Here is a 21132-nt window from a genome sequence, read left to right as displayed (position 1 = left end):
GCGACGATGACCACCCCAGCCGATACCACGCCCGTCACGCTAACCGTCGAACGCGGGCTCGAAGTGTTGCGCGCGTTTCGCGCCGATCGTGCGCCTCTGTCGAACGCGGAACTCGTGCGCCGCACCGGTTTTCCGAAAGCGACGGTGTCGCGCATCACCGCAACGCTGATCCGCATCGGCTTTCTGCGGCGCGTGAGCGGCGGGCGGCAGTTCGAGCTGAGCGCGGGCGCGTTGAGCATCGGGCATGCCTATCTCGAAGCGAGCCCCGTCACGCGTCTCGTCAATCCGTTTCTTCAGACGCTCGCCGACAAGCTGGAACTGTGCGTCGCGCTCGCGGTGCCCGATCATCTCGACATGCTGTATATCGCGTGCAGGACGAGCGCGCGGATCGCGACCTTGCGGCTCGGCGTCGGCACCTTGCTGCCGATGGAAACGACCTCGGTCGGGCGCGCGCATCTGTACGCGCTGCCCGAATCGCAACGCCGCGAACGCATCGCCGCGATTCTCGCGACGCCGGGCAAGAACGCCGACATCGTGCGCAAGAATCTCGACACCGCGTTCGAGGACCTGCGCACGACGGGCGTTTGCATGGCGGTCGGCGAATATCAGCGCAATGCGTATGGCATCGCGTTGCCGCTGACAGTGGGACGCACGCGCACGCTGATGTCGCTCAACTGCGGCGCGGTCGAACTCGAACCCGACATGACCGCGATCCGCAAGCGCGCCATTCCCGCGCTTCACGCGGCAGGGCACAGGCTTACCGAACTGCTCGCGGATGTCGATTGCGAGCCGTGATTCCGTACTTCGGAATCCGCTTCCGACTCACGCGCGAGACAGCACGCAGCAGAGCCGGTTTCGACGTACGGAACAACGCGGCGCATCGCGTTGACGCTATCGGTCGCGGTCGTCACGATGGATTCAACGAATTCCAGAGAGAAAGGAAGAATCCATGTCGGAGCCTGTGAAGTCCAACGTGTCTTATGCGTCGTATGGCGTGCTCGCATTCGATCGTCCCGCGCGCGGCGTGCTGCGCATCACGCTGAATCGCCCCGAACGGCTCAACGCGCTCGACGCGCGCGGCCACGACGAACTCGCGCGCGTCTGGCGCGATGTCGATGAAGACGCGGAAACGAGCGCCGTGATCCTGTGCGGCGCGGGCCGCGCGTTCTCGGCGGGCGGCGACTTCGACATGGTCGAGGAAATGATCGACTCCTTCGATGCGCGCGTGCGCGTGTGGCGCGAATCGAAGGATCTGGTCTACAACATCATCAACTGCTCGAAGCCGATCGTCTCGGCGATACACGGATCGGCTGTCGGCGCGGGGCTGGTCGCGGCGCTGCTCGCGGATATATCGGTTGCGGCGCGTTCCGCGAGACTCGTCGACGGGCATACGCGCCTCGGCGTCGCAGCCGGCGATCATGCGGCGATCATCTGGCCGCTCCTGTGCGGCATGGCGAAGGCGAAGTATCACCTGATGCTGTGCGAGCCGGTGAGCGGCGAGAAGGCGGAACAGATCGGTCTCGTATCGCTCGCCGTGGACGATGCCGAGCTTCAGGACACCGCGCTTTCCATCGCCACGCGCCTCATGAACGGCGCGCCTTCGGCGGTGCGGCTGACCAAGTACGCGCTGAACAACTGGCTGCGTCAGGCGGGCCCCACATTCGATGCATCGCTCGCGCTGGAGATGTTCGGCTTCGGCGGCGCGGAAGTGCGCGAAGGCGTGGCGTCGTTCCGCGAGAAGCGCGCGCCCGCGTTCCCGGTGACCACGCCGGTTTCGCCCGCACGCAGCGCCTGAGAGGACGACACGACATGGCCAAGGTTCTTCAAGGCATTCGCGTCCTCGATTTCGGGCGCTATATCGCAGGGCCTTTTTGCGCGGCGCTGCTCGCGGATTTCGGCGCTGAAGTGATCCGCGTCGATCGCGTCGGCGGCAGCGAAGACCGCTTCGTCATGCCGGTCACGGAAAGCGGCGAGGGCGCGTTCTTTCTGCAATCGAACCGCAACAAGCGTTCGATCACGCTCGATATCGATCATCCTCAGGGCCGCGAGGTCGTGAAGCGGCTGATTCGCGACGCCGACGTCGTCATCGCCAACATGCCGCCCGCGACGCTCGCCAATCTCGGCCTCGATTACGAGTCGCTGTGCGCGATCAAACCGGACATCATTCTCACGGCGTCGTCCGCGTTCGGATCGCATGCGGATGCGGCGAATCGCGTCGGTTTCGATGGCGTCGGCCAGGCGATGAGCGGCGCGGTCTACATGTCGGGCACGCCGGAAAGCCCGGCCAAGGCGATGGTGCCGGTCGTCGATTTCGCGACCGCGCTGTCGTGTGCGCTCGGCACCGTGATGGCGCTTTACGAGCGGCGCACGAGCGGCAAGGGGCAGGTGGTCGAGGCGTCGTTGCTGCAAACCGCGCTGATGTTCGCGAGCGGCGCGCTGATCGAGGAAGCGGTGCTCTCCATCGACCGGCAGGCGACCGGCAATCGCAGCCCGATACACGGACCGTCCGACATCTTCCGCACGCGCGATGGATGGATCATCGTGCAGGTGATCGGGCAGCCGCTTTTCAGGCGCTGGGTGCGCATGATCGGCGATCCCGCGCTGATGGACGATCCGCGTTTCACCGACGACCTGCGGCGCGGCGAAAACGGCGCGGCGCTGAGCGAGATGATGTCGGCGTGGTGTGCGTCGCGCACGCGCGAGGAAGCGCTCGCCGCGCTCGAAGCGGCGCGCATTCCCGCAGGCCCCGTCTATTCGCCGCGCGAGGCGCTCGACGATCCGGCGATCCACGCTTCGCATGCGTTCGACTGGGTGGATTATCCGGGGCTTGCGCGCAAGGCGCCGATCGTCGTATCGCCGGCGATGCTGTCGCGCACGCCGCCTTCGATCGAATCGCGGCCGCCGACCATCGGCGAGCACACGACGGAGATCCTGCACGAAGCCGGCTACGGCGACGCGCAAATTCAGGCGCTGCGCGAACTCGGCGTGGCGTGAAGTCTTCATGTATCGGGAAGTCGAAGCTCATGTCTCAAACGAATGTCCTCGAACAATACGGTCCACGCGAATCGATGGACTACGACGTGGTGATCGTCGGCGGCGGACCGGCCGGATTGTCCGCCGCGATTCGACTCAAGCAGCGCGCGGCGGAGCGGGGCGTCGAACTCGGCGTCTGCGTGCTGGAGAAAGGCTCGGAGATCGGCGCGCATATCCTGTCGGGCGCGGTGATGGACCCGCGCGCGCTCGATGAACTCATCCCGGATTGGAAAGCGCAAGGCGCGCCGCTCGATGTCGCCGTGACGGAAGACCGCTTTCTGTTCCTGTCCGAATCCGGCGCGCGTTCCGTGCCGAACTGGGCGCTGCCGGATAACTTCAGGAACCACGGCAACTACGTGATCAGCCTCGCGAATCTCACGCGCTGGCTCGGTCAGCATGCGGAAGCACTGGCCGTCGAAATATTCGCGGGCTTTCCCGCAGCCGAAGTGCTCTATCACGATGACGGTTCGGTAAAGGGCGTCGCGACGGGCAACATGGGCGTCGGCCGGAATGGCGAGCCGACCGAAAACTTCCAGCTCGGCATGGAACTCCACGCGAAATACACGCTGTTCTGCGAAGGCGCGCGCGGTCATCTCGGACGGCAGCTATCCGAGCGTTTCAGGTTGCGCGACGGCGCCGATCCGCAGGTGTACGGCATCGGCATCAAGGAGTTGTGGGAGATCGATCCCGCGCGGCACAAGCCCGGTCTCGTCATTCATACCGCCGGCTGGCCGCTCGATCGCGACACCTACGGCGGTTCGTTTCTCTATCACCTCGACGGCAACCAGGTGATGGTCGGCTTCGTCGTCGGACTCGGGTATTCGAATCCGTATCTCTCGCCATTCGAGGAATTTCAGCGCTACAAGACGCATCCGGCGATCCGCACGTTTCTCGAAGGCGGCAAGCGCGTGTCGTACGGCGCGCGCGCGATCACGGCGGGCGGGCTGATGTCCTTGCCGAAGCTCGTGTTTCCGGGCGGCGCGCTCGTCGGCGACGATGCGGGCTTTCTCAACGCATCGCGCATCAAGGGCTCGCATGCGGCGATCAAGACCGGCATGCTGGCCGCCGACGCCGCCTTCGATGCGGTGCAGGCCGGGCGGCGATCGGACGAACTCGCCGCTTATCCCGCATCGTTCAAGGCTTCGTGGCTGCACGACGAGTTGTATCGCGCGCGCAATTTCAAGCAATGGATGAGCAAGGGACTTTACCTCGGCACGCTGATGGTGGGCATCGAGCAAAAGGTGCTGGGCGGCAACGCGCCGTGGACGCTGCATCACCGGCATTGGGATCACGAGACGCTCAAGCCCGCTTCGCAGTGCACGCCGATCGCGTATCCGAAGCCGGATGGCAAGCTCACGTTCGATCGATCGTCCTCGGTGTTCATCTCGAACACGAATCATGAAGAGAACCAGCCCGCGCATCTCACGTTGAAAGATGCGCGCATTCCGGTCGATATCAATCTGCGCACGTATGCGGGCCCGGAAGCGCGCTTCTGTCCCGCTGGCGTGTATGAATTCGTGAAGAACGATGCGCAGGAGGATCGCCTGCAGATCAACGCGCAGAACTGCGTTCACTGCAAGACATGCGATATCAAGGACCCCACGCAGAACATCGTGTGGGTGACGCCCGAAGGCGGCGGCGGGCCAAACTATCCGAACATGTGATCGACGCTCGTGCCCGATGGAATCGGGCACGCGTTGCGCTCAGGCTTCGGTGATTTCAGCTTCGCCGGTGTTGAGCACGACGACATCGCGTTCCACCGATCGCGCGCGAAACCGCAGCGTCGTCGCCGACTGACGCCATATTTCGACGCGTATCGTTTCGCCCGGAAACGCCGGCGACGAGAAGCGCGCGTAGAGCATCCCGAGACGCGATGCATCGTAGCCGCACACCGCGCGCAGAATCGCGTGACCGGCGATGCCGTACGTCGCCAGTCCATGCAGCACGGGGCGCTCGAAGCCGGCCGCACGCGCCGTCGCGGGATCGACATGCAAGGGGTTCACATCCCCGTTCAGCCGATACAGCAACGCGCCTTCCGCACGCACGGGCAGATCGCAGACGATATCCGCCTGCGTTTCCGGCACGGCCGAAGGCGTGGGCAGCGGCGCATCGTGCGGCTGACCGCGTGCGGTGAAGCCGCCATCGCCACGGCAGAAGTTCAACTGCTCGACGCGCGCCAGCACTTCACCGTTCGATGCATCGATGACATCGCGCGACATCAGCACTTGCGCGCCCTTGCCTTCGCCCTTGTCGACGATCGATTGCACGCGCGTGCGCCCGATGATCGTCGCGGCAGCAGGCAAAGGCCGCATGAGCGTCACGCGCTGCTCGCCATGCACGACCTTCACGTAATCGATGCCGCTCTCGGGGTCGCGCATCCACTGTCCGGGAAAGCCGAGCACGGCGGCCATCGTCGGCGCGACGGCCATCTCCGGGCCGTAGGTGAACTTCAGCGCGCGCGTGTCGAGCGGATCGACGCCGAAGCCGACGCTCAGCGCATACAGCGCGCTATCGCGCTCGGTGTAGGTCTGGCGCACATCGTCGAACGGCCAGTTCTTCAACTTCTGATAATCGATTGCCAAGTCAGTCTCCGTCGCGTCACACCGGGTCCCAGCTGAAGACATCGCCGGAGCGGTCCATCGGCACGAACGACGACTTCAGCGCGGGCATGCCGTGCTCCGCGATGGATTCGGGCGTCCAGCCCTCGCTCTGATGCACGGAACGCACGGGGCGCGGCTGGCTCATCAGGAAGATTTCGTTGTTGCGCACGGTGAAGATCTGGCCGTTCACATCGCGCGCGCCGTCGCTTGCGAGATAGACCGCGAGCGGCGCGATCTTCGCGGGCGTCATCTGCCTGATCTTTTCGACGCGCGCCGCCTGCTCGGGCGTGTCGGTGGGAATGGAGCTGACCATGCGGCTCCAGGCGAACGGCGCGATACAGTTCGAGCGCACCTTGAACCTGCCGAGATCGAGCGCGATGGATTTCGAAAGCCCCGCGATGCCCATCTTCGCCGCGTTGTAGTTGGCCTGCGCGAGATTGCCGATCAGCCCCGAGGTCGATGTCATGTGGACGAACGTGCCGCTCTCCTGATCCTTGAAGCGGTTCGCGGCGGCGCGGCTCAGATTGAAGCTGCCGTACAGATGCACTTTCAGCACGGCATCCCATTCTTCGTCCGACATCTTGTGAAAGAAGCGGTCGCGCAGAATCCCCGCGTTGTTCACGACGCAATCGATGCGCCCGAACGCATCGAGCGCCTGTTCGACGATGCGCTCGCCCGCGCCGCTTTCCGCGACGCTGTCGGTGTTCGACACGGCTTCGCCGCCCGCCGCGCAAATCTCATCGACGACGCGCTCGCCCGGCGTGCTGTCGCGGCCCGTGCCTTCGAGCGAAGCGCCGATATCGTTGACCACCACGCGCGCGCCGTAACGCGCCATCAGCAGCGCGATATCGCGGCCGATGCCGCCGCCCGCGCCCGATACGACCACCACCTTGCCTTCCATCATCCTGCTCGTCATGTGTGTCTCCGTTGAATCCCGATTGCCTGACTTCGACGATGAAGCGCGCGGCCGATACGTGTCAACGCGATGCGCGAGGACATTCCGTACATCGAAAAGGATCACGCGGGGAAACACGGCGCACGCGCGGAAGACGCGCAATCGAAGTACGGAACGTGCCTTCACATGCCGTTGACGCAGGTGCCTCGCGAATCGCAGCATGAACACATCACAGAAGCATCCGGAGAGACTGAAGACTATGATTCGCGACACCGAAACGATGAACCTGCTGCGCGACAACATCGCGCGTTTCGTTCGTGAACGCCTGATCCCCAACGAGGAGCGCGTGGCCGAGAGCGACGAGATTCCGCAGGACATCGTTCGCGACATGAAGGAGATGGGCCTCTTCGGGCTGACCATCCCCGAAGCGTACGGCGGCCTGCAACTGACGATGGAAGAAGAAGTGATCGCGATGTTCGAGCTGGGGCGCGCATCGCCTGCGTTCCGCTCGCTGATCGGCACGACGGTAGGCATCGGCTCGCAGGGCATTCTGCTCGACGGCACCGAGGAACAGAAGGCGCTGTATCTGCCGCGTCTCGCGACGGGCGAGATCATCGCGTCGTTCGCGTTGACTGAGCCGGAAGCCGGGTCCGATGCGGCCTCGCTGCGCACCACCGCGATACGCGACGGCGATCATTACGTCGTCAACGGGACGAAGCGCTACATCACCAACGCGCCGCAAGCGGGCGTCTTCACGCTGATGGCGCGCACCGATCCCGAGGACAAGTCTTCCGGCGGCATCTCGGCGTTCATCGTCGAGGCGGGCACGCCGGGCATCGGCTTCGGCAAGCGCGACAAGAAGATGGGGCAACGCGGCGCGCATACGTGCGACGTCATCTTCGAAAACTGCCGCGTGCCCGCCGCGAATCTGATCGGCGGCATGGAAGGAAAAGGCTTCAAAACCGCGATGAAAGTGCTCGACAAAGGGCGCATCCATATCGCGGCGATCTGCGTGGCGGTCGCGCAGCGCATGCTCGACGACACGGTGCAATACGCGATCGAACGCAGGCAGTTCGGGCAGGCCATCGGCGAGTTTCAGCTCGTGCAGGCGATGCTCGCGGACAGCCGCGCCGAACTCTATGCGGCGCGCTGCATGGTTCTCGATGCCGCGCGCCGTCGCGATGACGGTCTGAACGTGAGCACGGAGGCATCGTGCGCGAAGCTGTTCGCATCGGAGATGTGCGGGCGTGTCGCGGATCGCGCAGTGCAGATTCACGGCGGCGCGGGCTACATGAGCGAATACGGCATCGAACGTTTTTACCGCGATGTGCGTCTGTTCCGCATCTTCGAAGGCACGACGCAGGTGCAGCAACTGGTCATCGCGCGCAACATGCTGCGTGAAGCGCGCGGGTAAGGAGAGCGACATGATGTCCGCGCGAAAGTCCCTGCGTGATGCCGTGGAAAGCTGTATCACACCCAACCGGGCGATTCCGTTTCGTGTACGCTCGATTCATCGCGGCGAGCGGCTGCGATGCGTGCAGGTCGAGGCCCGCGACGCCAGCGGCGATGTCGCGATCTGTTTCTTCAAACATGCCGACGGCGCGTGGCATCTGTTCCCGCCCGCGCCGCGCCGCCTGACGATGAGAATCGCGTGATGAGCGAGTGGGTCGCAGCAGAGGTTCTAGGCGAAGTCGAAGCCGCATGGAACGCGGCGGCGCGCGACTGGAACGTGGAGGCATTCGGTGCGCTCTATGCGCCGGACGCGTTGTTCTTCGGCGGACGAAAAGGGCAGTCCATCGGAGAAGCGGGCATCCTCGCGTATTTCGCGTCTTATTGTGGCGTGATCGAATCGGCCACGCTCGCATTGACAGATCAGCAGTTCATTCGTCTGGGTCCGGACTGCTTTCTCGCGCAGGGATACGGCGAATTCATATTCTCTCTTGCCGGGAACAAGACGTCGAAAGCGCGCTTGCGCACGACGCTCGTCATCGCATCGATCGACGGTGCGTGGCGCATCCGTCAACATCATTTTTCCAACGAGCCGGAATCGCCGCCGATCTGAACATGCCGGCGCACATCGCGTGCGCCGGCATGAACGAGCCGATCAGAACTTGTGACGCATCGCGAGCCGCACGAGCACCTGATTGCGCGTGGTCGATGCATCGGGCGCGGACGTGCCGCCCGCGCCGTACGTATCCGGCGCGATCGATGCGACCGGCGCGTCGCCGACCGCATGCTGCCATGCGCCGAGCAGATACACATCGGTGCGTTTCGAGAGGAAGTAATCGGCGATCAGCTCGGCCTGATGATATCGAGGCTTCAGATCCGAGTTGTGCGCCTGGCCGTTCGTGTAGGTGTAGTTGCTGGAGAGAATGAACGCGGGCGTGATCTGCCAGCTTGCCGTCGCCGCGTAGTTGTCGAAGCGGAGCGAATCGCTCGCGGAATAGAACTTGGAGTGGCTATACACGAAGCCGAGCGTGACAGGCGTGAGCTGATACGTCACGCCCGCCGCGGCCACGTCCTCCCGAATCACCGCGCCGGTGAGGCCGGCGGCATGCAGCGGCGAGGTTGTCGTCACGTTGATGTAATCGCCCGAGATCGCGCCCGTCGTATTCGCATTCGGCGCATTCAGATGCATATACGCCGCGCCCACAGACAGCCTGCCTTGCGTGTAGCTCGTGCCGAGACTCCACAGCCGGTTCGTCGCGAAGCCGGAGCCGTTGTCCGTCGTCGCGGTGTTGCTGAACGCGTACATGCCGCCGAACTTCAGACCGCCGAAGTTCGGGCTCGTGTACTTGACGGAGTTGTTCACGCGAAACGAGTTGTCCATATTGTCATTGTCGAACGGATGCGCGAGACCCGTATAGGGAATGCCGCTCAACGGCTGAATATATTCGACGATGGAATCGTATTGACGGCCCATCGTGAGCGAGCCGAAGCGATCGTTGGCGATGCCCATCCATGCTTGCCGTCCGAAGAGACGTCCGCCTTGCGCGAGCGCGCCGCCGCCGGTGAAGCCGTTTTCGAGCTGAAATACCGCGCGGGTTCCGCCGCCGAGATCCTCCACGCCCTTGAAGCCGAAGCGGTTGCCTTGCAGTACGCCCATCGTCATCGTCCAGTTTGCTTTGCCGTTGTCGTTGCTGACGTAGTTCACGCCCGCATCGACGAGACCGTACAAGGTCACGCTGCTTTGCGCGTGCGCCGCGCCCGCAACGCTGCTGATTACCGCGACCGACAAAAGATGCCTTTTCACTGACGTGTCTCCTTGATTTTGTAGGACTTCGACTGCTGGTTATGGGAATCTATTTCGGATGACGAATTAATGGACATGCGTAGACACCGTCAGGCTGTCGAACGCGCTAACGGTGCAGATTCAGGTTCGGTTGCTCATGCTGCTTCGAAGATCGCCGCGAGCCCCTGACCGCCACCGATGCACATGGTTTCGAGGCCATAGCGCGCGCCGCGCCGCCGCAGTTCGTTGAGCAGCGTGGTCATCATGCGCACGCCGGTCGCGCCGATAGGGTGCCCGAGCGAGATGCCCGAACCGTTCACGTTCAGCCGTTCGCGGTCGTCCCATTGCCAGCCTTTCAGCACGGCGAGCGCTTGCGCGGCGAATGCCTCGTTCAGTTCCACCAGATCGATGCGATCGAACGAAAAGCCGGTGCGCGCGAAGAGTCGTTCGACGGCGGGAACCGGGCCGATGCCCATCGTCGCGGGCTCGCATCCCGCCGCGGCCCAGCCGACGAGATAGCCGTGCGGCGCAAGTTCGAGCGCATCCAGCTTGTCTTCCGCGACGATCAGGCACGCGGCCGCCGCGTCGTTCTGCTGGCTCGCGTTGCCTGCCGTCGTCACGCCCTCCTTCATGATCGGCTTGAGGCGGGCGAGGGAATCGGCGGTCGTGTCGGCGCGGATGCCTTCGTCGCGCGTGAACATGAGCGGGTCGCCCTTCCGCTGCGGCACCGCGATGGGCACGACTTCATCGTCGAACTTGCCTGCTTCCCACGCCGCGGCCGCGCGCTGATGACTCGACGCCGCGAATGCATCGGCTTCGGCCCGCGTGATGCCGTATTCGCGCGCGAGATTCTCGGCGGTTTCCACCATGCCCGAGATATAGCCGAAGCGATCTTCCGGCTGCGAGCGCTCGCGGCCGCGCTCCAGCCGATCGTGAAAGCGCACCGAGCCCGAGCGCTTGCCCCAGCGCATGTCGGTCGTGTAGTACTCGATGTTGCTCATGCTTTCCACGCCGCCCGCCAGCACGACATCGGCGGCGCCGCTTTGCACCATCATCGCGGCGGTGACGATGGCCTGCAATCCGCCGCCGCAGCGCCGGTCGAGCTGCATGCCCGGCACGCTGACTGGCAGCCCCGCATTGAGCGCCGCCCATCTGCCGATGCACGGCGTCTCGCCGTTCGCATACGACTGCGCGAACACGACATCGTCGATGCGCGCGGGATCGATGCGCGTGCGTTCGAGCACAGCCTGGATCACGGGCCGGGTCAGGTCTTCGACCGGTACGCCGCGCAGGCTGCCGCCGAACGCGCCGACGGGCGTTCGCACGGGTGCAACAATGGCTGCTCGTCTCATGAATCGTCCTTCGATGTGAATATCGGATAAGTACGTGCACGATGCGAGCCGCACGATACCTTCGTCAACGCAGGACGAGAGACATTTCCGTACTTCGATAGCACGTCGAATGCGATATGCGGGTTGCGCCCTATGCGAGCGTCGCGCGCGTTCGCGATGCCGTTTCGTTGCACGGAACATGCTCGCGTGCCGCGTTGACGGGCATTGCCCTGCCGCTCAGGATTGGAGCGACAATGATCGGGCCTCGTTCCAGGTTCCGGTTTCCGGCTTCATCTCATCGGTATGGAATTGCAATGAACGATCATCAGAAAAGTGCGTGGCGGCCGAGCGCCGAAGACATCGCGACGTCGAACGTGAATGCGCTGATCGAACGGCTCGGCGTGCAGGACTACGACGCGCTGCTGGCCTGCGCGAGCGCGGAGCCGGACCGCTACTGGAAGACCGTGCTCGATTACTGCGGCATCGTGTGGGACGAGCCGTATCGCGCGTATGCGGATCTCTCAGCGGGAAAGGAATTCCCGAAATGGTTCGACGGCGGCAAGCTCAACTGGGTCAACTCCGTGCTCAGGTGGGCGGACGATCCGTCCACCGCCGAACGGCTCGCGGTCGTCGCGGAACGCGAAGACGGCTCGGTGCGCAACGTCACGTTCAGCGAGCTGAAGGCGCGTGTCGCATCGTTCGCGGCGGGCCTCCGGGCGCAGGGCGTGAGACGCGGCGATCGCGTCGGCCTGTTGATGGAAAACGGCATCGAAGCCACCGTGATGATGCTCGGCCTGTCGTGGATCGGCGCCATTGCGGTGCCACTTTTCAGCGGCTTCGGCGTCGATGCGATCGTCTCGCGCCTCTCGTCGTGCACGGCGCGCGCGCTCATCGCGACGACGGGTTTTGCGCGGCGCGGCAAATGGGTCGATGCGCGCGCGCTCGTCGATGAAGCGCTCACGCGCCTGCCCGATATCGACACGCTGATCTGGAAGGACGGCAACGAAGCGCGTGGCTTTCGCGGCAATGTGGTCGACTGGTCGGCGGTCGCGTCGGCGGCGCGGGATGCTGCGCCCGAAGTGATGGCATCCGGCGATCCGTTCATGGTGATCTACACGTCGGGCACGACGGGCAAGCCCAAGGGCGCGGTGCACACGCACGGCGGCTTTCCGATGAAGATTGCGCACGATTCGGCGATTCACTTCAACGTGAAGCCCGGCGATGTGTTCTGCTGGCCCGCCGACATGGGCTGGATCGCGGGCAGCCTCGTGATGTCGAGCGCGTTGCTGCGCGGCGCGACGCTCGTCTGCTACGACGGCGCGCCGGATTTTCCGGACTGGTCGCGCATGTCGCGTCTGATCGAGCGGCATCGCATCACGCATTTCGGCTCGGCGCCGACGCTCATTCGCGGTCTCGCGGCCAACGCCGACGTGGCGATGCAGGGCGACGTGTCGTCCGTGCGCTTGCTCATCACGGCGGGCGAGGGCATCGATCCGGAACACTTCGTCTGGTTTCAGCGCGCATTCGGCAGAGGCGAGCGCCCCGTCATCAATTACACGGGCGGCACGGAAGTGTCGGGCGCGTTGCTGTCGAGCGTGGTCGTGAAGCCTATCGTGCCGAGCGGATTCAACACGAGTTCACCGGGCGTGGCCGTGGATGTCGTCGATGTAGACGGACACACGCTCGTCGGCGCGATCGGCGAACTCGCGGTGCGCGCGCCGTTCGTCGGCATGACGCAATCGTTCTGGCAGGACGACGAGCGTTACCTCGATTCGTACTGGCGCACGGTGCCCGGCATCTGGGTGCACGGCGATCTCGCGATGCATCGCGAGGACGGCCACTGGTTCATGCTCGGCCGTTCCGATGACACCATCAAGCTTGCGGGCAAACGCGTCGGGCCGGCGGAAATCGAGGAAGTGCTGCTCGAATTGCCGGAGATTGCCGAGGCCGCCGCGATCGGCGTGGACGATGCCGTCAAAGGGCAAAAGCTCGTGGTGTTCGTCATTCCGATGGCGGGCGCGCCCGTGTCGCAGAAGGAACTGGAGCAGACCGTCGCGCGCCACGTGGATACGCGGCTCGGAAGGCCGTTCCGTCCGTCGGCGCTGCATGTCGTCGAGCAGTTGCCGAAGACCCGCAGCTCGAAGATCATGCGGCGCGTGATTCGCAGCGTGTATTGCGGGCGTTCGCCGGGCGATCTTTCGTCGCTCGACAATCCGGCGGCCATCGACATGATTCGCCGCGCCGCGCAGTCCTGAACGCGCTTCAGCCGTGCCGGTCCCGGACCGGCACGTTGCGCAGCAGAAAATCGATCGCGACGCGCCCGAACCGGTCGTTGCGATCGCCCGCCACCATATGCCCCGCTTCCGCGACGTTCACATGATCCGCGTGCGGGCACAGCGCGAGAAACTCGCGCACGCCTTGCTCGCTGACGACATCGGAGCTTGCGCCGCGAACGAGCAAAGTCGGCGCCGATAATGCGCGCGCACACGCCGACAGCCGTTCGTGGCGTCCGCGAATATCGAGCGGGCGTTCGATGAAGCGCGGGTCCCAGTGCCAGCGATAACGCCCGTCGTCGCCGAGCCGCACGTTCTTCGCAAGACCCTCCGGATTGCGACGGCGCGATTGCGACGGTCGATATTCGCTGATGGCGTCCGCGACCGCTTCGAGCGAATCGAAGCCTTCCGGACGCTGCCGCATGAAAGCGCGAATCCGGTCGACGCCCGCGGGCTCGGTGTACGGCACGATATCGACAAGGATCAGCGCGCTCGCATCGACGAGGCGCTCGCCCATTGCGACGAGGCTCGTCGCGCCGCCCAGCGATGCGCCGACGAGCACGGGTCGCGCGCCGTTCACCGCGCTAATCACGCATTGCAGATCCTGCGCGAGCGCGTCGAGGCTGTAGTCGCCGTCCGGGCTCCAGCCCGAATCGCCGTGTCCGCGTGCGTCGTAGGCGACGGCGAAATAGCCGGCCTCGCCGAGCCGCGCGCCCGTCTCGCCCCACGCGTGACGTGTCTGGCCGCCGCCATGCAGCAGGATGACGAGCGGGCCGTCCGGGTCGCCCCACGTATCGGCGGCGAGCGCGATGCCCGATGGTCCGGTCCACATGTGCGTCGGTTGCGGTGCGCCCGCGAGTCGGGTTCCTGCGCTCATCGTCGTTCCTTTTTCATGCGCATTCGTAGAGACGTCGCGCGCGTGGCCGCTCGGCGCACGCGCGGCGCTCGATGAAGCGCAGCGCCGCATCGCCGAATATGTCATTGCCTTTTCCGACGCGATGACCCGCATCGCGCACGGTGAGGTATTCGGCGTGCGGACACAGCTTGAGAAATTCGCTCGCGCCTTCCTCGCTGATGACATCCGAACGCTCGCCGCGCATCAGCAGCGTGGGCACCGCGAGCTTGCGCGCGCACGCGCTGAGCCGCCGATGCCGCCGCGCCATGTCTCGCGGCCACGCGACGAAATACGGGTCGCAGTCTTCCGGCGATCGTTGCCGCATGAACGACTGCACACGCGCGACGCCGCCGGCTTCCGTCTGCGGCGCGATGTTGACGAGAATCAGCGCGCGGGCATCGACGTAATTCTCGCCCACGGCGAGCAGGCTCGTCGCGCCGCCGGTGGCCGCGCCGATCAACACGGGCTGTCGAGCACCCAGCGATGTCACGATGCATTCGAGATCGCGCACCATCGCGCTCTGGCTGTAGTTGCCGTCCACGGGCCAGTCCGAATCGCCGTGACCGCGCGTATCGAACGCGATGGCGTGATAGCCCGCATCCGCGAGCAGCCGTCCCGTGCGATGCCAGGCGTTCCGCGTCTGCCCCGCGCCGTGCAGCAGGATGACCGGGACAGCGCTGGGATCGCCCCATGCATCGCCGGCGAGACGAACGCCGTCGTGGCTTTTCCACCAGCGCGCCGATTCGGGCATATGACTTGAAACGTTCATGACTTCGCTGCGCGCGGTTCGCGCCGTCTCCTTTCTATCGGTCAACACTCAATGTCATCGCGGGCGCGCGAAGCGTCAACGTCGATCGATGCGTTGTTCCGTATTTCGGAAGGGCGAGGCGTGGCTATCGCGCGTTCTTCGCGAGGAAGCGGTCGAGTTGCGCGGCGAAGTTCTTGCCGTCGCGCGGCGCATACGGCGCGGGGCCGCCCGTCTGGACACCGGAGCTGCGCAACTGGTCCATCATCGCGCGGATCGACAGCCGTTCCTCGATGTTCTCCGTGCTCATCCATTCGCCGCGAGGATCGAGCGCGAACGCGCCCTTCGCGATCACCGCGGCGGCGAGCGGGATGTCCGCCGTGATGATGAGATCGCCCGTTTGCGCCATCTCGACGATGCGCGCATCGGCCACGTCGAAACCGGCCGGCACCTGAATCGCGCGTATCCAGGGCGAGGGCGGCGTGCGAAGGAACTGATTGGCGACCAGCGTGACGTTCACGTTCATGCGCGGGCCTGCACGAAACAGGATATCTTTCACGACGGCGGGGCAGGCGTCGGCATCGACGATGATTTGCATCGGTTGGTATCCCGGAATGTTAAGCCGCCGTCGCGAATGGAAGCGGGCAGGGCGGCGCGACGAGTATCGCATGATGACTTCCGGCGACGCAGCGTGGACCCGAACGCCCTATACTTTCGTGAAACGCATCTCCTCCAGAACGGAGAATCACCGTGAGAACGAAGCTGGCAAGCATTGCTGTGTCACTCATCATGGGCGTTGTGGGCGCATCCGCGACTCCGCTTACCTATGCTCAGGATACCGGTTCGACCGCCACTGACGCGACGCAAGCGGCACCCACGACGAAAGCGGAAAAGAAGGCCGCCCGCAAGCAGGCGCGCGCCAAGAAGAACGCCGAGCTGAAGAAGCTCGAAGACGCGGGCTACAACCCGGGCCGCGCGAACGATCCCAACTATCCCCAGGATTTGCAGAACGCTCAGAAGAAGGCGGGGATCGGGGCGGGCGCGAGCCAGTAGTTTCGCAGCCGAAGTCATCGCACAGGGCATGAACGCCATCACGGAACGCCGTGATGGTTGCGCACGTGCGTGCTAACTCGCCTGTATCCGAACAAAAAAATCCGTGCAATTAGGGTTCGGGCGGCTTGCGCGCGGAATTCTCTTATCCAACACTGCATTGCATTCCGATTAGTCAGATGCCTGTCCGATATACCGGACAACGAGCGACAACCCCATTTCCGATGCGGAACGAGTCTGGAACCGGTTCCGTCATTTCCTTCCTCAAGAACAGGACCTGCAAATGAAACTCTCGAACATAGGCGCCAGAACTGTCTCGCTGTTCGTCATCGCCGGGGCGCTGGCGCTGTCCGCATGTACCAAGGTTTCCACGCCGGCCGAAGGCGGCGCGGCAGCAGGTTCCGCTTCGACGCTTCAGGCGGTGCTTCAGCGCGGGACCTTGCGTGTCGGCGACTGCCTGACCTTCGCGCCGTTCGGGTTCTACGACAAGGCCGGTCAGCCCGATGGCTATGACGTCGATCTCGCCAAGGAGCTCGCCAAACAGATGGGCGTGAAACTCGAAGTGGTGAACACGACGAGCGCGAACCGGATTCCGAACCTGCAGACGAGCAAGGTCGATGTCGTGTTCTGCAATTTCACGCGCAATCTGGAACGCGCGAAGGTCATCGAATTCACGACGCCGTACGTCGTCGCGAGTGAAGCGCTGCTCGTGAAGAAGAGCAGCGGCATTCAGTCCGTGAAGGACATGGGCAACCGTACGATCGCGACCGTGAAAGGCTCGACCAACGGCGATGAAGTCCGATCGCTGAACATTCCGATCAAGATCCAGGAATACGACAGCTCGCAGGCCGCGATTCTCGCCGTGAAGCAAGGTCAGGCCGACGCGATGATCGAGGACAACAACTTCCTCGCGTATCAGGCGACGCTCGACCCCGAACTGACCGTGACGAACGAAGCCCTCGTGCCGCTCGAATACAACAGCTTCGGCGTGAAGGCGGGCGATCAGGCGTGGCTCAATTACCTGAATCTGTTCCTCTTCAACATCAACGCGTCGAAGCTCAACGCGCAGCTCTACAAGAAGTGGTTCGGCGTCGATCCGCGTTATCCGCTCAACCCGCAGTTCTGAGGAAGGCGTGATGTCGATATCGCATGAAACCGGCACGATGCGGAGGCTGAAATGAGTTACGAGTGGCTAACCTTGTGGGGCTATGTCCCCGAGTTCCTGAAAGCGGGCTGGCTGACGCTGCAAGTGACGCTTCTCGCGTTCGTGCTGGCGGTGTTGCTCGGTCTGCTGACGGCGCTGGCCAGCATGTCGCCGCTCGGCGTGATCCGGTTCATCGCCCGGGCTTACGTCGAGATCATCCGCAATACGCCGGTTCTCCTGCAGATATTCATCGTGTTCTTCGGCTTGCCGTCGGCGGGAATTTCGCTCGATGCGTACTGGGCCGGCGTGATCGCGCTGGGGCTCAACGTCGGCGCTTATCTGTCGGAAGTGTTTCGCGCGGGCATTCAGTCGGTGCCGCGCGGACAGCTCGAAGCCGCGGGCATTCTCGGCCTCGAACGCGGCCAGATTTTCACGGAGATCGTATTGCCGCAGGCCGCGCGCGCGGTCTATCCGGCGATCGTCAATTACCTGATCCAACTGTTGCTCGGCACGTCGCTGTTGTCCGCGATCGCGTTGCCCGAACTCACCGGCACCGCGACCGTGATCAACTCGCGCACGCTGCTCTACATCCAGACGTTCGCGGTCGTGCTCGTCGCGTATCTGGTGCTGAGCAACGTGCTGTCGTGGATCGCGGGGCAGCTCGGCGCCCGGATGTTTCATCCGCCGCTGATCGTCCGGCCGCGCGCGCGCTTCGGCGGTCTCGCGCTGCGCCGCGCCAACCGCGCCTGATGACCGAATCGGAGTTGGATCATGTCAATTGAATTGCTGAGAACCAGTCTGTCGATCCTGCTGCAAGGTCTCGTGACGACGCTGCTGTTGTCTATCGCGTCGATCGTCGGCGGCACGCTGATCGGCCTGATTGCCGCCGTGTTGCGAACGTTCGGACCGTGGGGCACGGATCGCATCGCACGCCTTTATACCGAGCTGTTTCGCGGTACGCCCGTGCTGATCACGCTGATGTTCATCTACTTCGGCGTCTCTTACTTCGGTTATGCGATCGATGTGTTCGCCGCCGGGGTGATCGGCCTCTCCGTCTATCAGGGCGCGTATATCGCCGAAGTGTTCCGTTCCGGGATCGAGTCGGTGGCGAAAGGCCAATGGGAAGTCTCGCAGATTCTCGGTCTGTCGCGGATGCAGGCGTTCGCGTTCGTCGTGTTGCCGCAGACCGGCAGGATCGTGCTGCCGCCGCTCATCGGCCAGTATCTTTCGCTCATCAAGGACACGTCGATCGTCAGCATGATCGGCATGTCGGAACTGATGCACGGCGGGCAGGCGATCGTCGATCGCATCGGCAAGCCGGTCGAGATATACGGACTCGTCGCACTCATCTATTTCGTCGTGTGCTTCCCGCTTTCGCAGTGGGTGCGCCACCATGACCGCAGGAGACTGTCGTGAGCAATCAAAGCCAGACCAAGCCCGTCATTTCGCTCTCGGGCGTCAGTAAAGCATTCGGCGCGACGCGCGTGCTCAACGAGATCAATCTCGAAGTGCGTGCGGGCGAAGTGCTCGTGCTCATCGGCGCATCGGGCTCGGGCAAGAGCACGGTGCTGCGCATCATGGCGGGACTGGAAACGACGGATTCCGGCGAAGTGTGGGTCAATGACGTGCCGATGCACGACCCGAAGCGCGCACGCGACATTCGCGGTCACGTGGGCATGGTGTTCCAGCAGTTCAATCTGTTTCCGCACAAGACCGCGCTCGGCAACGTTACGCTCGCGCTGATCAAGGCGCGCAAGATGAATCCCGCCGATGCCCGCAAGCGCGCAATGGACGTGCTCGATCGCGTCGGCCTCGCGGATCGCGCCGATCATTACCCGAGCCAGTTGTCCGGCGGACAGCAGCAGCGCGTCGCGATCGCGCGGGCGCTCGCCGTCGAGCCGGGCATCATGTTCTTCGATGAAGCGACATCGGCGCTCGATCCCGAACTCGTCGGCGAAGTCACCGAAGTGATGCGCGGACTCGCTCGCGACGGCATGACGATGGTCGTCGTCACGCACGAAATGGGGTTCGCGCGCAAGACGGCGGATCGCGTCGTCTTCATGGACAAGGGCGTGATCGCGGAGCAGGGCGAGCCGGAACAGATCTTCGTGAATCCATCGAACGAGCGCACCCGGCAGTTCCTGCATCGCGTGCTCGACCATTGACGCATACGGAGTGAATGCATGGCAGTTACAGAATCGTCGCGAGCGAGAGGCGTGGACCGGGTCATTGCGATGTTTCGGCAATTGCATCTCGCGCAGCGCCCGATGACGATGCGCGAGTTGATCGAAGCGACCGGCGCGCCGCGTTCGAGCATCTACGAGCTGGTCGCGATACTCGCGGAAGTCGGCTGGCTCGAAACTTCCGCCGATGGAAGCGTGTTCTTCGGACGCGAGATGCACTATTACGGCTCCGATTACGCCACGCACAACGACCTGATCAGCCGCGCGCATCAGTCGATTCTCGCGCTGGTGCGCAAGTACGACGAGACCACCCAGTTGTGCATGCTGGAGGGGAACAAGTACACCGTGGTGCTGTCCGAGAACAGCGCGCGCCCGTTCAACATCAGCTCGGACATCGGCGTGCGAGTGCCGATTCCGTGGACCGCGACCGGACGCCTGCTGCTCGGTCACATGAACGCCGGGGAAATCGGCGCATTGATTCCGCGCGAGGACTTCACGCTCGATAACGGCGTGCATATCGACTTCGATGAATTCATGCGCGATGTCCAGCGCGCGAAGGATCTGGGCTATTGCTGCACGGAAGGATTGTCGAACGCGTTTCGCCTGTGCATGGCGGCGCCCGTGCGCGATCGCGCCGGCATGCCGATCGCGGCGCTGTGCTTCATGACGGGTCGCGATACCGATCCGCAACGGCGGCAAGCGATGCTCGACGATCTGTTGCAGTCCGCGAACGCGCTGTCGCAGCGATAGTGCATCTGCTTCCTATCGCAGCTTTGCGTCGAAGAAGCGCACTATGTCGGCGTTGAAGCGTTCATGGAACGCCGACCGGTCGAAGCCTGGCGCGCTCGTGCAGATGGCTGGCGCCTTGCGCATCAGGCGCGCGCTACAGGGCGGCAGGAAGTCGTAGTGTCCAGCATTAGCGATGACGTGATACTCCGGCGCTTGCGGCAGGTTCGCGCGCACCGCTTCGTCATAGAAAGGGTTCGGCTGATGATGATCGTCGGCGGCTCGCCAGAGCTGGATCGGGATGCGCACGTCCTTCAGGCCCGCGTGTCCGAAAGTGAACCCGAAAGCCGGAGCCGCGATGACCGCCGCCTTGATGCGGGCGTCCGGCACCCAGGCGTCGGCGGGCACGTTCGCGCCGACATCGGGATCGACGCCGGCATGTTGAAGCGCCTGGCATAAGTCGTGATCCGGATGCGCTCGGCAGTACGGCGCGATCGCGGAGAGATTCGGCACGCCGCCAGCGGCCACGAGCACGGTGAAGCCGCCGTTCGAGAAACCGAATGCACCGATGCGCGCCCGATCGAGATGCTCGCGGCCGCTCCACTGTGCGAGCATGTAGTCGATGAGGCGGTGAAGCTGGACCGGACGACGCCATATCTCCAGAACGTGTGTCTGGTCGTCGAACGTGTCACCCGCGTGGCTCACCGCCGCTGCGACGAAGCCCGCATGAGCCAGCGCGATGGCGGTATCGTAGTGGCTGTCATACGAGCCGCCACCACCGTGCGACATCACGATCAGCGATAACCCATTGCCCGCGATCGTCGTCCGCGCAGGGTCGCCCGAGGCCGGTGCTTCGGTGGGATACCAGATTCCGACGATCAGCGGCGGTTCCGCGCCGTTGGCGATCCTGACTTCCTCGAAACCGACATCGGCGGCGAAAGACGGCGCGGCAAGAAGCGCGAGAACGAGCGCAAACGCGGTGACGGCAGCGAATCTCATGACGGTCGGGCTCCTCGTCCGTTCGC

22 protein-coding genes are annotated in these 21132 nt (G+C 64.1%); 14 read left to right on the top strand and 8 right to left on the bottom strand.

Annotated elements, in window-relative coordinates; all coding sequences use genetic code 11:
* Positions 1-6: 6 nt before the first annotated feature.
* From IAG25_RS36760 to IAG25_RS36745, 4 genes are all read left to right on the top strand, one after another.
* On the top strand, positions 7-795 hold the full coding sequence (locus IAG25_RS36760) for an IclR family transcriptional regulator (protein ID WP_187609249.1): 789 nt from the start codon (positions 7-9) through the stop codon (positions 793-795).
* Positions 796-949: 154 nt separating this feature from the next.
* A complete protein-coding gene (locus IAG25_RS36755) occupies positions 950-1795 on the top strand; it encodes an enoyl-CoA hydratase/isomerase family protein (protein WP_187609248.1) in 846 nt (281 codons plus the stop codon).
* Positions 1796-1809: 14 nt separating this feature from the next.
* Positions 1810-2994, top strand: a complete 1185-nt coding sequence (locus tag IAG25_RS36750) for a CaiB/BaiF CoA transferase family protein (protein ID WP_187609247.1) — start codon at positions 1810-1812, stop codon at positions 2992-2994.
* 29 nt (positions 2995-3023) lie between these two features.
* Complete coding sequence (locus IAG25_RS36745; protein WP_187609246.1) at positions 3024-4697, top strand: electron transfer flavoprotein-ubiquinone oxidoreductase; 1674 nt, start codon at positions 3024-3026, stop codon at positions 4695-4697.
* A 39-nt stretch (positions 4698-4736) separates the two neighbouring features.
* Here IAG25_RS36745 and IAG25_RS36740 read toward each other — a convergent pair whose 3' ends face one another.
* Both IAG25_RS36740 and IAG25_RS36735 read right to left on the bottom strand, forming a co-directional pair.
* On the bottom strand, positions 4737-5615 hold the full coding sequence (locus IAG25_RS36740; protein ID WP_255504230.1) for a MaoC/PaaZ C-terminal domain-containing protein: 879 nt from the start codon (positions 5613-5615) through the stop codon (positions 4737-4739).
* 16 nt (positions 5616-5631) lie between these two features.
* The gene (locus tag IAG25_RS36735) at positions 5632-6537 is read right to left on the bottom strand and encodes an SDR family oxidoreductase (RefSeq protein WP_375336567.1); all 906 of its coding nucleotides are present in this window, start codon (positions 6535-6537) and stop codon (positions 5632-5634) included.
* Positions 6538-6787: 250 nt separating this feature from the next.
* Between IAG25_RS36735 and IAG25_RS36730 the strand changes: the two genes are divergently transcribed.
* Genes IAG25_RS36730 through IAG25_RS36720 form a run of 3 tightly spaced genes read left to right on the top strand, consistent with a single transcriptional unit; the run spans position 6788 to position 8590 of the window.
* The gene (locus IAG25_RS36730) at positions 6788-7942 is read left to right on the top strand and encodes an acyl-CoA dehydrogenase family protein (protein WP_187609279.1); all 1155 of its coding nucleotides are present in this window, start codon (positions 6788-6790) and stop codon (positions 7940-7942) included.
* Positions 7926-8183, top strand: a complete 258-nt coding sequence (locus IAG25_RS36725; protein ID WP_309244007.1) for a hypothetical protein — start codon at positions 7926-7928, stop codon at positions 8181-8183. Before IAG25_RS36730 ends, IAG25_RS36725 begins: the two co-directional genes overlap by 17 nt.
* A complete protein-coding gene (locus tag IAG25_RS36720; RefSeq protein WP_187609243.1) occupies positions 8183-8590 on the top strand; it encodes a YybH family protein in 408 nt (135 codons plus the stop codon). Before IAG25_RS36725 ends, IAG25_RS36720 begins: the two co-directional genes overlap by 1 nt.
* A gap of 42 nt (positions 8591-8632) precedes the next feature.
* Here IAG25_RS36720 and IAG25_RS36715 read toward each other — a convergent pair whose 3' ends face one another.
* Both IAG25_RS36715 and IAG25_RS36710 read right to left on the bottom strand, forming a co-directional pair.
* Positions 8633-9781: a porin gene (locus tag IAG25_RS36715; RefSeq protein WP_187609242.1), complete on the bottom strand. Its 1149-nt coding sequence runs from the start codon at positions 9779-9781 to the stop codon at positions 8633-8635.
* A 134-nt stretch (positions 9782-9915) separates the two neighbouring features.
* Positions 9916-11112 (bottom strand): acetyl-CoA C-acetyltransferase, encoded by a 1197-nt coding sequence (locus tag IAG25_RS36710; protein ID WP_187609241.1) that lies wholly within the window; start codon positions 11110-11112, stop codon positions 9916-9918.
* Between the two features lie 293 nt (positions 11113-11405).
* Here IAG25_RS36710 and IAG25_RS36705 point away from each other — a divergent pair, with 293 nt between their 5' ends.
* Complete coding sequence (locus IAG25_RS36705; RefSeq protein WP_187609240.1) at positions 11406-13346, top strand: AMP-binding protein; 1941 nt, start codon at positions 11406-11408, stop codon at positions 13344-13346.
* 7 nt (positions 13347-13353) lie between these two features.
* Here IAG25_RS36705 and IAG25_RS36700 read toward each other — a convergent pair whose 3' ends face one another.
* From IAG25_RS36700 to IAG25_RS36690, 3 genes are all read right to left on the bottom strand, one after another.
* Complete coding sequence (locus tag IAG25_RS36700) at positions 13354-14241, bottom strand: alpha/beta fold hydrolase (RefSeq protein ID WP_187609239.1); 888 nt, start codon at positions 14239-14241, stop codon at positions 13354-13356.
* Between the two features lie 13 nt (positions 14242-14254).
* Entirely contained in the window at positions 14255-15028 is a 774-nt protein-coding gene (locus IAG25_RS36695; RefSeq protein ID WP_187609238.1) for an alpha/beta fold hydrolase, read from the bottom strand.
* Between the two features lie 124 nt (positions 15029-15152).
* A complete protein-coding gene (locus IAG25_RS36690) occupies positions 15153-15602 on the bottom strand; it encodes a YaiI/YqxD family protein (RefSeq protein ID WP_187609237.1) in 450 nt (149 codons plus the stop codon).
* Positions 15603-15793: 191 nt separating this feature from the next.
* Between IAG25_RS36690 and IAG25_RS36685 the strand changes: the two genes are divergently transcribed.
* From IAG25_RS36685 to IAG25_RS36660, 6 genes are all read left to right on the top strand, one after another.
* Positions 15794-16057: a DUF4148 domain-containing protein gene (locus tag IAG25_RS36685; RefSeq protein ID WP_187609277.1), complete on the top strand. Its 264-nt coding sequence runs from the start codon at positions 15794-15796 to the stop codon at positions 16055-16057.
* Between the two features lie 280 nt (positions 16058-16337).
* Complete coding sequence (locus tag IAG25_RS36680) at positions 16338-17180, top strand: ABC transporter substrate-binding protein (protein ID WP_187609236.1); 843 nt, start codon at positions 16338-16340, stop codon at positions 17178-17180.
* A gap of 51 nt (positions 17181-17231) precedes the next feature.
* On the top strand, positions 17232-17948 hold the full coding sequence (locus IAG25_RS36675; RefSeq protein WP_035499107.1) for an amino acid ABC transporter permease: 717 nt from the start codon (positions 17232-17234) through the stop codon (positions 17946-17948).
* A gap of 21 nt (positions 17949-17969) precedes the next feature.
* On the top strand, positions 17970-18614 hold the full coding sequence (locus tag IAG25_RS36670) for an amino acid ABC transporter permease (RefSeq protein ID WP_187609235.1): 645 nt from the start codon (positions 17970-17972) through the stop codon (positions 18612-18614).
* On the top strand, positions 18611-19363 hold the full coding sequence (locus IAG25_RS36665; RefSeq protein ID WP_035499103.1) for an amino acid ABC transporter ATP-binding protein: 753 nt from the start codon (positions 18611-18613) through the stop codon (positions 19361-19363). The genes IAG25_RS36670 and IAG25_RS36665 overlap by 4 nt, the downstream gene beginning before the upstream one ends.
* An 18-nt stretch (positions 19364-19381) precedes the next feature.
* Positions 19382-20131 carry an IclR family transcriptional regulator gene (locus IAG25_RS36660; protein ID WP_187609234.1) on the top strand — a complete coding sequence of 250 codons (750 nt, stop codon included), beginning with the start codon at positions 19382-19384 and terminating at the stop codon, positions 20129-20131.
* A gap of 12 nt (positions 20132-20143) precedes the next feature.
* Here IAG25_RS36660 and IAG25_RS36655 read toward each other — a convergent pair whose 3' ends face one another.
* Positions 20144-21106: an alpha/beta hydrolase family protein gene (locus tag IAG25_RS36655; RefSeq protein ID WP_187609233.1), complete on the bottom strand. Its 963-nt coding sequence runs from the start codon at positions 21104-21106 to the stop codon at positions 20144-20146.
* Positions 21107-21132: the final 26 nt, after the last annotated feature.

The sequence above is a fragment of the Caballeronia sp. EK genome, assembly GCF_014384845.1.
Lineage (GTDB): Bacteria > Pseudomonadota > Gammaproteobacteria > Burkholderiales > Burkholderiaceae > Caballeronia > Caballeronia jiangsuensis.
The sequence above is the reverse complement of the archived record's forward strand: the minus strand, read 5'-3'. Positions and strand labels throughout refer to the sequence as shown.